Origin of the sequence: Selenomonas sp. WCT3, from assembly GCA_900100835.1 — a bacterium.
GTDB lineage: Bacteria > Bacillota > Negativicutes > Selenomonadales > Selenomonadaceae > Selenomonas_A > Selenomonas_A ruminantium_E.
Genome location: FNCM01000010.1, coordinates 1 through 12,096 on the forward strand (window position 1 = coordinate 1; position 12,096 = coordinate 12,096).

Annotated in this window: 10 protein-coding genes; 2 read left to right on the plus strand and 8 right to left on the minus strand. The window is 50.3% G+C overall.

Annotated features, from left to right (window positions below; translation table 11 throughout):
- Window positions 1-249 (plus strand): IS3 family transposase (locus BLQ36_RS09365; protein WP_143558652.1); only part of this gene is annotated, 249 nt, incomplete at its 5' end.
- Between the two features lie 806 nt (window positions 250-1,055).
- Here the strand turns inward: BLQ36_RS09365 and clpB are convergent.
- Window positions 1,056-3,629: an ATP-dependent chaperone ClpB gene (gene clpB / locus BLQ36_RS09370; protein ID WP_074515345.1), complete on the minus strand. Its 2,574-nt coding sequence runs from the start codon at window positions 3,627-3,629 to the stop codon at window positions 1,056-1,058.
- Window positions 3,630-3,850: 221 nt separating this feature from the next.
- Here clpB and BLQ36_RS09375 point away from each other — a divergent pair, with 221 nt between their 5' ends.
- Complete coding sequence (locus BLQ36_RS09375) at window positions 3,851-4,930, plus strand: haloacid dehalogenase-like hydrolase (protein WP_074515346.1); 1,080 nt, start codon at window positions 3,851-3,853, stop codon at window positions 4,928-4,930.
- Window positions 4,931-5,019: 89 nt separating this feature from the next.
- On the opposite strand, the gene BLQ36_RS09380 is transcribed toward BLQ36_RS09375, so the two are convergent.
- From BLQ36_RS09380 to trpB, 7 genes are all read right to left on the minus strand, one after another.
- Complete coding sequence (locus tag BLQ36_RS09380) at window positions 5,020-5,715, minus strand: thiamine phosphate synthase (RefSeq protein ID WP_074515414.1); 696 nt, start codon at window positions 5,713-5,715, stop codon at window positions 5,020-5,022.
- 72 nt (window positions 5,716-5,787) lie between these two features.
- Window positions 5,788-7,479 (minus strand): DUF4127 family protein, encoded by a 1,692-nt coding sequence (locus BLQ36_RS09385; protein WP_074515347.1) that lies wholly within the window; start codon window positions 7,477-7,479, stop codon window positions 5,788-5,790.
- A gap of 150 nt (window positions 7,480-7,629) precedes the next feature.
- Window positions 7,630-8,199 (minus strand): anthranilate synthase component II, encoded by a 570-nt coding sequence (locus BLQ36_RS09390; RefSeq protein ID WP_074515348.1) that lies wholly within the window; start codon window positions 8,197-8,199, stop codon window positions 7,630-7,632.
- Window positions 8,180-9,682 carry an anthranilate synthase component I gene (gene trpE / locus BLQ36_RS09395; RefSeq protein ID WP_074515349.1) on the minus strand — a complete coding sequence of 501 codons (1,503 nt, stop codon included), beginning with the start codon at window positions 9,680-9,682 and terminating at the stop codon, window positions 8,180-8,182. The genes BLQ36_RS09390 and trpE overlap by 20 nt, the downstream gene beginning before the upstream one ends.
- Window positions 9,683-9,756: 74 nt before the next feature.
- Window positions 9,757-10,023 carry a hypothetical protein gene (locus tag BLQ36_RS09400; RefSeq protein ID WP_296784448.1) on the minus strand — a complete coding sequence of 89 codons (267 nt, stop codon included), beginning with the start codon at window positions 10,021-10,023 and terminating at the stop codon, window positions 9,757-9,759.
- 76 nt (window positions 10,024-10,099) lie between these two features.
- Window positions 10,100-10,894, minus strand: coding sequence for a tryptophan synthase subunit alpha (trpA, locus tag BLQ36_RS09405; protein ID WP_074515350.1), 795 nt, complete (start codon window positions 10,892-10,894; stop codon window positions 10,100-10,102).
- Window positions 10,891-12,081: a tryptophan synthase subunit beta gene (gene trpB, locus BLQ36_RS09410; protein ID WP_074515351.1), complete on the minus strand. Its 1,191-nt coding sequence runs from the start codon at window positions 12,079-12,081 to the stop codon at window positions 10,891-10,893. Before trpB ends, trpA begins: the two co-directional genes overlap by 4 nt.
- Window positions 12,082-12,096: the final 15 nt, after the last annotated feature.

The following is a 12,096-nucleotide window of genomic DNA, read 5'->3' on the forward strand; positions in this document are numbered from 1 at the left end:
CACAAACTGGAAAAACAGGGAATGACACAAAGCATGTCCCGTGTAGCCCATTGCATTGACAACGGTCCTATGGAAGGATTCTGGGGCATCCTTAAGCGGGAGATGTACTACGGCAGACGTTTTACCAGCAAGTGTGAACTTATGCGTTCGATTGAAGCATACATTCATTATTACAACCACAAGCGTGTGCAACGTAACCTTGGTATCCTAACACCGATAGAGAAACATACCTTGTATTTAGCCGCATAAAAAGGCCGGCAGACGAATCTGCCGACCAAAGAAATCTTATATTTTTTTATTGTCCTCTTGACGGGGAGCAGTTCACATTGACTTACGGTAAAAGTCAATGGGCTTTTTATAGATTGCAGTTTGTAGGATAGTGAGTCTTGGTTCGAAGCAACTCTTCGCCGGCGCTAGGGGCAGTGCCAACACTACGCCAAGATGTTTTCCTAAACGAAATTTTTATCTTAAATTAAGCATCGGAAAAATCCAAAACGCGCTTCGCTTGGACGGTAGAATTTTTCCGACGAAAAGGGAGGATAAAAATTTCATTCTTAACGGAAAACATCAAAGCTTCGTTTATGGCACTGCCCCTAGCGTCGGCTGACTTCTGGAACAAAAAGCCTTCCCCTCTGGGGAAGGTGCCCCGTCAGGGGCGGATGAGGTAGCAACTTAAGTTATTATGCTTATCGTAATGCGTATAAAGGGACCTCATCCGAGCGCTTCGCGCCCACCGCCCGGGATGTCCACCGGACATCCGCAACTTCGTTGCCCCCAGAGGGGAAGGCAGTTTTGTAACGGCTCTAACCTAGGCGGCGAAGGACACAGTACCATAAGCGTAACCTTGACGTTCCGCGTGAAGCAAGAAATTTTTGCCAGCGTTCTCGTTGGAAAAGCAGTTTCGTTCAAGCGAAGCGCGTTTAACTGTTTTCCAACTCTTAATTAAAAGGCAAAAATTTCTTGTAGCGGGTTGTCACCGGTGAAGCGTTGGTACTGTGTCCCTCGCCGCCGGAGAAACACTTCGCCCCCATTTCTCTCCCCCACAAACTGCAATTTTATGCTTTTTCAAAGGTAAAGGTTCCATTCGAGAAGCCAATATTTACCGTATCGCCCTCCTGTACGTCTCCCTTGATGATTTCTTTGGACAATGCCGTTTCCACCGTATGAACCAGCAACCGGCGAAGGGGTCTTGCGCCAAAATTCGGGTCAAAGCCCTGCTCAGCCAAGGCGTCCAGTGCCGCCTCATTCCAGCCCAGAGTAATCTTAACCTGTTTCTGCAAACGCTCACCCAATTTCTGCAAGAGGATGGCGGCGATATTTTTGACCTGTTCCTTGGCCAATGCCTTGAAGACGATGATGTCATCCACTCGATTCAAAAACTCCGGACGGAAATACTCCTTCAAGATACCATCCACAGCCTTCTTGGCCTCCTCGTAATCCTTGTTCAAGATTTCTTGGGAACCAAGATTGCTCGTCATGATGATAACGGTGTTTTTGAAGTTAACCACCCGTCCCTTGCCATCGGTCAAACGGCCATCATCAAGAATCTGCAGCAGCACATTGAACACATCCCGATGGGCCTTTTCAATCTCATCGAGCAAAATGACACTGTAGGGACGACGACGGACGGCTTCGGTGAGCTGACCGCCTTCATCGTAGCCTACATATCCCGGAGGCGCACCAATCAAACGGGATACGCTGTGCTTCTCCATGTATTCACTCATATCAATGCGAATCATGCTGCGCTCATCATCAAAAAGACTCTCCGCCAGAGTCTTGGCAAGTTCTGTCTTGCCAACCCCTGTAGGTCCAAGGAAGATGAAGGAACCGATGGGACGATTGGGATCCTTGATGCCCGCCCGTGCCCGCAGAATTGCTTCACTGACGGAGCTTACCGCTTCTTCCTGCCCAACGACTCGCGTATGCAGAACCTCCTCAAGATGGAGCAGTTTCTCCCGCTCGCCCGTCATCATCTTGGCAACGGGGATACCGGTCCAACGGCTGACCACCTTAGCGATATCTTCCTCGCCCACCTCTTCTTTGAGCAGCTGTTCATCCTTGGACTTCTTCCCGATTACCTCTTCTTCCTCCTGGAGTTTCTTCTGCAGCTCTGGCAATTTGCCATATTTGAGTTCCGACAAGCGGTTGAGGTCGTAGGAGCGTTCCGCAGCTTCCATCTGGCTGTTCACTTCATCGATTTCCTTCTTGATTGCCCGAACTCGCAAAATGGCCTGCTTTTCTCCCTCCCATTTGGATTTTAACCGTTCCTCCTGTTGCATGAGTTCCGCTTTTTCTGCCGCCATGTTATCGAGTTTTTCTTTGGAAGCGGCATCGTTCTCCTTCTTAAGGGCCTGCTCTTCGATCTCTAGCTGCATGATTTTACGGCGAATCTCATCCAATGGTGCTGGCATCGACTCAATCTCCGTGCGCAGTTTAGCCGCCGCCTCGTCGACCAGGTCAATGGCTTTATCCGGCAGGAAGCGGTCGGAGATATAGCGGTCCGAAAGAACTGCCGCCGATACCAGCGCCGCATCACGAATCCGTACTCCGTGATGAACTTCATAGCGTTCCTTAAGGCCGCGCAAAATGGAAATCGTATCCTCCACCGTCGGCTCCCCCACCATTACGGGCTGGAAGCGGCGTTCCAGCGCCGAATCCTTTTCAATATACTTGCGATACTCGTTGAGCGTCGTCGCACCGATGCAGCGAAGCTCACCACGGGCCATCATGGGCTTTAAAAGGTTACCGGCATCCATCGCACCTTCTGCGGCACCAGCACCAACCACCATATGGACCTCATCGATAAAGAGCAAAATCTGTCCATCCGATTTGACGATTTCGCCCAGAACAGCCTTTAAACGTTCCTCAAACTCTCCGCGAAATTTCGCCCCAGCAATAAGGGCCCCCATATCCAGGGAATAAAGCGTCTTATTCTTCAAAGATTCCGGTACATCACCGGCTACGATGCGGCGTGCCAGCCCTTCGACAATCGCCGTTTTACCAACGCCCGGTTCACCAATCAGCACTGGATTATTCTTGGTACGGCGAGACAGAATCTCCACCGTCCGGCGAATCTCATCATCACGGCCAATAACCGGGTCGAGTTTTCCATGACGTGCCGCCTCCGTAAGGTCGCGACCATACTTCTCCAAGGATTTGTAGCCCTCCTCTGGATTCTCATTGGTGACATTCTGTTTGCGGTTCTTTTTGATGGAACTTTGGATGCCGCCCTTCGTCAGTTTAAATTCCCGGCAAACTGCCTGAACTTCATCACTGCCATCGATTACAATAGCCAACAGCAGATGTTCCGTTGAAACATAATCATCTTTCATTGACCCCGCCAAGGCTTCAGCCCGCCCTAAAACGCGAACCATATCCATGCCCATTCCCAGGCGATCCGAACCTTTTACACTGGGTATCTTATTTAAAACCTGCTCCAAGGATGCCTTTAGCAGCGGCAAATCCGTCTGGCATTCTTCAAAAATCGTTGCCAGCAAACCTTCCGGTTCTTTGGCCAGTGCCAGCAGCACATGTGCCGAGGTAATTTCCTGATGATAGCGCATTGCTGCCAGCTGCTGAGCCGACTGCAATGCTGCCATCGTTTTTGTCGTATATTTTTCCTGACCCATATCTATATCCTCCGTTATCTTATACGCATTTTAAACGGTTCCGTTTCTAATTCTTATTATACCGCATAAGGTCAAAAAGTCAAATGTTATTTTGACTTTTTGACCTTAAAGTCATTAATTCAAATTTCGCGATATTTATCCATTTTTGAGGATACCCAACTCAATACAAAATAGGTATAATCAATAGCGTAATAAGAAACATTCATGAGGGGGATACCAAAATGAACAAGAAAAAATTATTAGCCTGCGCCTTAGCTGCATCCATCGCTTGGGGATTTTCGATGGACACCCAGGCAGCTACCCGCAGTGAGCTGGCGGCTATCCAAGTAAGTTCGGCTAAAGACTTTCACTACTGGACTGCAAATGCACCCGCCAAAGAGCAGCTCATCGCCTATGTAAAAGATGTGACCAACAAAAAGAGCAAAAACTTCATTCCCGTAGAAGACCGCATCGCCGTCTTCGATTGCGATGGCACCCTGCTCTGCGAGACAGCACCCTTCTATTTCGACTGGATGCTCTACATCCATCGCCTGCAGGACGATCCAACTTATACGCCAACCGCTGAGGAAAAAGCCCGTGCCGCCCAGTTCAAAGAAGCTATCGCGACACATAAAGTAACCGATGAAATGGATGAATTCAAGAATCAGACCTTCCCCAGCGTATTTGCTGGCATGACGCCAGAAGAGTACAAGGCCTATGTAACGGATTACATGAACAAGACCTATGTTGAAGGCCTTTCCAACCTAAAGACCGGCGAATCCTTCTACCTGCCAATGGTAGAAGTTGTTTCCTACCTCAATAAAAATGACTTTACGGTCTATATTGTCTCCGGCTGCGAACGGGAGACCGTCCGCGCACTTGTCAAAGATGTCATGGATATCGCGCCGAATCACATCATCGGCACGGACCACTCCTTCCGCGCCATGAAGCAGGGCAAAGATGTCCGCGCGGACTTCCATGATTTCCAAAAAGACGATAAACTCGTCCGCGGCGATAAACTGGAAGATATCAACGTCAAGATGGAAAAGGTTGTCAAAATCGAGCGCGAAATCGGCAAAAAGCCGGTGCTCGCCTTCGGCAACAGCTCCGGCGATTCTAGCATGTTCGAGTACACGATTACCAACAACAAATACAAAGCAGCTGCCTTTACGCTGCTCTGTGACGATACCACCCGTGAATTCGGCAAACCAGCCAAAGCCGATAAAATGAAAAAATCAGCCGAAGCAAATGGCTGGACTGCTATCTCCATGCGAGATGATTTCAAAACCATCTATGGCGATAACGTAAAACGCACCAAATAATCCGCGTTCCCCCAATACCCCTTTATTGATTTTATAACCCTTAACAAAAGAAGTCTTGCCTCCACAAGGATTGGCAAGACTTCTTTTGTTTACAAGCGTTTCCACAGTTCCGTCAATTCCCGGGCTGCTGCCGCGGGATTATCGGCGCCAGCCACCGCGCTGATAACAAAGAAACCATCAACACCGGCGGCTTTTAGTGCCGGCAAATCGGCGGCCTTCACCCCGCCCCCCACTACCACGGGGACCGGACTTATGCGATGAAGCTCCGTCAATTCCGCAATGGTTCTCGTATGGCGGCTGCCATCCGCAGCTACCCCAGCATCCGGTTTTGAAGCAGTTGGATGCAGCGGGCCTGCGCCAAAATAATCGATATCCTGGGTATCAAACTGGCGGACATAATCCAGCAATTCATTGGTCCGGGCTGAAAGACCAATAATTGCATCCTCCCCCAAATACTTCCGACAAATATCCGGTGGAACATCCTGCTGTCCCACATGGATGCCATCGACTTTGATGCCCTGACTTCTAGCAGCCAGCACCACATCCAAACGGTCATTGACCAGTAGTGTCACCGAATTACTTTTCCCCGCTGCAGCAATGGCCTCAGCTGCCTTCCCACAAAGGCCTATAAGTTCCCGGGCCGAAGCCGTCTTCGAACGAATCTGTACGCAGGTAAAGCCCTGTTCCACCGCCATGCGGACAATATCCGCCACGGGGCGTCCCTGCGTATTTTCTGGTCCAACAATTAAATAGGAAGAAATATCCAACGCATTTTCTCGCTTCATGGGTTCCAACCACTTTCCTTTCCTCCGGATACAAAAAACCTGCTATCTTAATGATAGCAGGTTTTTCTTTCTTTATGAATGCTTAAAATCAAACATTCCATCATAACGAATCGATGCAATAAACATGCGATGCCAAGGGAAGGTCACCTGAAGAGAATCCACCTGCTTGAACTCTGGCAGATGGTCTTGACAGAACTGGCGCAGTAGACGGGTGGAGTCGGCCTCCATCTCCGGCTCATATTCACCAAGATACAGGTAAACCATGGGATTGCCCAAGCGTTCTATCTTATGGGCCATGGCCGTACGGACATTGGCCTGATAAGCCCAATCATCCAGATAACGGGTCATCAGGAGCTCATTGGCTTTCTCCTGGGGCAGACGGCTGGCCAGCATGCCCTGTCCCAAAGCAAAGCCAAGGCTGTTCGTTCCCGTATTCCAGCCGGAATAACTCTTCAATTTAAACAACAACTTGTTGGCCTTGAGATGGTACATCAAAACATTATCCGAACCGTTGGAAAAAGCGATATCGGCAATTCCCACCGCGCAGCCTTTGCGAATCAGCGTGCTGACCTGGTCCAAAAAAGCATAGGTTCCCGGACGATTCTTCCAGTTGTTGAGCGGAGCCGGCTCCCAGTCGCGAACGTGATTTGCCTCACCTGTTACGCCCTCGGGGGTCGTATTGACCAGCAGGGTAAAATCGGCCAATCCCGGCGCATCCACCAACTGTCCCCCAGCCACTGCCAGCTCCGTGCGAAGGGTAGCTTCAATGCGTTCATCGGAATAGGTGGGGATGGTATCCCCGCCCTTGCCAATATTGTAGCGGATAGCTACCTTCGGTACCACCTGCTCCCACTGATTGACTGCCCTAGTCATCAGCAGCATGGCGAATTCATCAATGCCCGCCACAATGTGGAAACGGCTGTCGGGAATATTCTTGGCATACTCCCGGAGCCACCGGTCTTCGCGATGGGTCTGAGAAAGGCTTGCATTATCGTCTTTGCCAATCAGCAGATAATCGATTTTGCCAGCCCGGGCATCATCAATCAGCATTTTGGTTGCTTCTAGATTATGCTGACGGCGCCCCAGCCAGTCCTTCAGGACTGGCGCTGGAATATCCTGGGTCAGCTGGGTAAGTTCTTGACGATCTTCCTCCGATAGGCCCTCCATCTCGGCTTTATCCATCAAAGCCGTATAGCGGAAAATCTTAGTGCCATAGGTGAAATAATAATCCGGGTCCTCGCCCCCCGACGCGGCGCCACTGCGCGGCGTCCGCATCAGCGACGTAAAGGCATAAATCTTCAACGAGGGATGAAGCGCCCGAAGCTCATGCAGGCGATTGGCCCGTTCCTTCAGCTCAGCCCGGGGAATCTCATGAACCCGCGAAGTTACCAACCCGCCATAAACCAGGGAATCCGTTGCTATGACAGCCACTTCCGCAGTCTTGGCATTTTCCTTTGTCCACTTCCAAAGTTCTTCCGTATCCCCCTTGGTGGTAAGCCCCCCCAAAAGCTTTTTGTCCGGCATGATGACCTCATACCCCAGCTCCTGAACGACCGCTGCGGTCTGCTCGCAGGAAGTTGGACGATTATCATGGGGAATGAATAATATCTTAGCCTTATGGTCCGGTGGTCCCGGTGGCTCCTGCGGTTCAACTTTTTGCTGCCGATGCCCTCCAATATTCCAGCGGGCCTCACCAACCGTCAGAGGCAACAACAAGAGTATCAGCAATCCCAATATGCCAGCCTTGGCTAACGTCTTTCGCATGAAAAAATCCTTTCGTAAATCGATTCTAAAGTCCTAATTTGACGAGATACGAACACTATTATACCATACTCAAACAAAAGAAAAAGCCTTTCCCAACGGAAAGGCTAATAAAATATTAATTTTTTATTCCTTTTGCCATGACGTTATACTCTATAACTGTGCCAGGAAATTCTGCATCATCCTATGCCCATCCGGCGTCAGAATTGACTCGGGATGGAACTGAATGCCTTCAATCGGATATTCCTTGTGCCGGACCCCCATAATCATGCCGTCAGCCAATTCGCTGGTGACTTCCAAACAATCCGGCAGAGTTGACCGGTCAATAATCAGCGAATGATACCGGCCGATGGGAATATCCTGAGGCAGTCCTTGATAAAGGCCTGTCCCCTGGTGCCGAAGGGGCGACGTCTTGCCATGAATCACTTCCCCCGTGCGCACCACCCGGGCACCAAAGACTTCGCCAATGGCCTGATGTCCAAGACAAATCCCCAGCATGGGCACCGCCCCTTTAAGCGTATCGATAAGCTCTTCGCTAATGCCAGCGTCCTTAGGCACACCTGGCCCCGGGGAAATCACGATGCCATCATAATGCCTATCCGCAACTTCCGCCACAGTAATCTGGTCGTGACGAACGACTTCCACTTCAGCTCCCAGCTCACTTAACAGCTGATAGACATTATAGGTAAAGGAATCATAGTTATCAAGCAAAAGTAACGACATCGTTTTCCACCTCCTCTACCACTTCAAACAAAGCCTTGGATTTCTGCAGGATTTCCTGATATTCCTTTTCCGGCACCGAATCGGCCACAATGCCAGCGCCAGACTGGATGACTGCCGTATCATCGTTTTCGATGCGCATCGTCCGCAGGGTGATACACATATCCATGTTGCCAGCAAAATCCATATACCCCACCGTTCCCGAATACGTGTCCCGCTTCACCGGCTCCAGTTCATGGATGATTTCCATGGCCCGAAGTTTGGGAGCACCACTGACGGTTCCCGCCGGGAAGGTTGCCCGCAGAACATCCATGGGCTTATATCCCTTCTTAATTTTTCCCGTAACCTCGGAAACCATATGCATGACATGGCTGAAGAATTCCACCTGCTTCAGTTTTGTCACCTTGACCGTTCCCGGTTCACTGATGCGGCCAAGGTCATTGCGGGCCAAGTCCACCAGCATGGAATGTTCGGCGACTTCTTTTGTATCGGCCTTGAGCCCTGCCGCCAATTCCTGGTCTTCCGCAGCATTTTTCCCCCGGCGGCGGGTGCCTGCGATGGGATACGTGTAGACATTATCCCCGGCTACCTTCACCAGCATCTCCGGCGATGCTCCCACCAATTTCACACTACCGAAGTTGAAATAAAACATATAGGGGGACGGGTTCACCTGCCGCAAGCGGCGGTAAAAGTGGAAACACGGCTTGGTTATTTTCTGCCGGAACTGGCGGGATGGTACCACCTGAAAGATATCCCCAGCAAAAATATAATCCTTGGCTTTGCGAATTGCTGACAGGAAATCGGCAGGAGCTTCGCCGTACTTTTTCAAAAAGTCCACCGGCTCCCGCTTGACCGGCGTCTCGATTTTATGTGGCTTGACGGGTTCCGCCAGCCGCTGCTTGAGCGCCGCCATTTTATCTTCAATAGCATTGTAGACCGCGTCGAGGTTTTCCGCCTCTTTGACATCAGCAAAATAAATCAGCCTGGCGTTATTGCGCAGGGCATCGTATACCACCAAAATACGGCAAATCATAAACTGGCCAAGAAGCTCCTCCTCGCCAAGGTCGAGTCCACGCACCCGGTCAAAGGTAGAGACAATCTCGTAGTTGAAATAGCCCACCATGCCGCCATTCGCCAGCGGAATCGCTGCATCTTCCAGTGCCGGGCTGAAGCGGTTCATGTAATTCCGGATTGAAGCTACCGGTTCCCCCTCCACTGTTTTCATCAAATCGTTCTCTTTGATAATCAATCGGTTCTTAAATACCTGCAGCCGGGCAAAGGGTTCAGCACCGATAAAGGAATAGCGGCCAAACTGCTGATGTGTGGTATCCACCGATTCTAAAATAAAGCCCTTGTGCTCATCCACCAATTTATAATACACCGATACCGGCGTATCCATATCCATATTGATTTCGGTTGAAACTGCGATAAGATTCTTTTCCTTCGCCAGCCGGCAAAAACCAGCGCGTGATGGTGTAAGTTCCATCCTGTCTCACTCCATTCTATAAAAAGGCCCCTGCAGGGAACGCCTGCAGGGGCTTTCTCCGGATCGTTTCATCATTACCGTTGCGGCAGATTAATCTCCTGGACGATTTTATGTTCATCGCGACCCAGGCACCATCCGAGGACTTTTATTTCCGAGTAGAGCATCACGCGCTGTTCACGGTTATCATTCTGAGACCGCATGAGCATCTGATACTGTTTTATGGCCTGCTGATATCGGGCCGAAATCTCCTGGACACTCCTCGGCTTCTCCGGACGGTTGCTGGCATGACGACGAATCATATCCTCTGCCGCATCAACGGTCTTAACATCTGTAATGATCATACTGGTCTTCCTTTCTGACTCATTTTACCTGATAGTATTATTCGTCATGAGAAAAGAAAACCCTTTTTCCTGCCAATCAGTGACTATAGCTGGCATCCAACGCATCGCGCATATCATGAATGAGCTGCATTGCCTCCGGCAGCTGTCCATCCAACAGCCGTTTGACCACAGCACTGCCAACAATTACGGCATCGGCATGAGCCGCCGCCGCCACAGCAGCTTCCGCCGAACCGATGCCAAAACCTACCGCCAGCGGCGTATCGGTGAACTTGCGGGCCGTTTCGCAAACGCCGCCAATCACGCTGTAATCCACTTTTTTGACGCCTGTTACGCCATTGTTCGATACACAATAGATAAAGCCACGGGCATCCTGGCAGGTATCCGCCATGCGCTGTTCCGTTGTCCCCGGCGTGATAAATTCCGCCAGCACGAAGTCATATTCCGCACAGATACGCCGCATTTCCCCAGATTCTTCATGGGGCACATCGGGAACGATAATGCCATCCATGCCAGCTTCCTTGAAATCTTTGACAAATTTCTCAAAACCATAGTGGTACATATTGTTGATATATCCCATGCCCACGATGGGAATGTCTGAGAACTTGCGGATTTCCCGCAATACTTCCAATTCCTTAGCCAGTGTCATGTTATTCTTCAACGCAATGACCGATGCCGTCTGGATTACCGGCCCATCGGCCATGGGGTCCGAAAACGGCAGTCCCAGTTCAATCAGACTGGCTCCGTTAGCTTCGGCCTGCTTTACGGCCTCCAGCGTCGTCGCTACATCGGGAGCACCACAAGTGATGTAGACGTATATTCCCTTTTTATTGGCCGCTTTGAGCTCGGCCATTCTCTTCTCGATGCGATTCATAACTCTACATCCTCCCCCAATGCTTTTGCTACCATTGCCACGTCTTTATCGCCGCGTCCCGACAGGCAAACAACTACCGTTTCCTCTTCCTTCGTCTGCGGCATGAGTTTTTCCAGATAAGCCAGTGCATGGGAACTTTCCAAGGCTGGAATGATTCCCTCGACCTTTGAAACACGCTGGAAGGCCTCAAGTGCCTCCGCATCCGTTACCGAAACATAGTCCACAATCCCTGCATCCTTAAAATAGGAATGCTCCGGACCGACACCAGGATAATCCAGGCCAGCAGAAATCGAATAAGCTTCTACGACTTGTCCATCATCGGTCTGCAAGAGATAACTGTAGGCACCGTGGAGGATACCCGGCTCACCAGCACCGGAAAGGGTTTTGGCATTGTCCGCCACCGCATCACTGCGGCCGCCAGCCTCAACGCCGAATTTCTTCACTTCCTTGTCGTTACGGAAATCATAGAAAGTTCCTATGGCATTGCTGCCGCCACCGACGCAAGCAACCATATAGTTGGGCAGGCCGCCAGTCTTTTCCTTGATTTGCTCCCGGATTTCCTCGCCGATAACTTTCTGGAAATCGCGAACAATAGTCGGATATGGATGGGGCCCAACCGCTGAGCCGATGATGTAATGGGTATCGGTAATGTTAGTCGCCCAATAGCGGATTGCCTCACTGGTAGCATCCTTTAAAGTACCCGTACCACTGGAAACCGGAATGACTTTTGCCCCCAAAAGTTTCATGCGGAATACGTTGAGTTTCTGCCGTTCCACGTCAACAGCCCCCATAAACACATGACATTCCATGCCAAAGAGAGCTGCCACCGTTGCCGAAGCAACACCATGCTGGCCAGCACCAGTCTCAGCAACAATGCGTTTCTTGCCCATGAGCTTTGCCAAAAGTGCCTGCCCCAATGCGTTATTGATTTTATGCGCTCCCGTATGAAGAAGGTCCTCACGCTTAAGGAAAATCTTCGCTTTGCCATAATGCTTTGTCAATTGTTCGGCATAATAGAGATTGGTGGGACGGCCTGCGTATTCGCGCAACAGGGAACGAAATTCCCGCTGGAATTCCGCATCATCTTTATATTTTTTATAGGCAGCCTCTAGCTCATTCAGTGCCGGCATGACGATTTCCGGTACATACTGTCCGCCAAACTTGCCAAATCTTCCTTTTGTATTCATGCTATTATCTCCTAA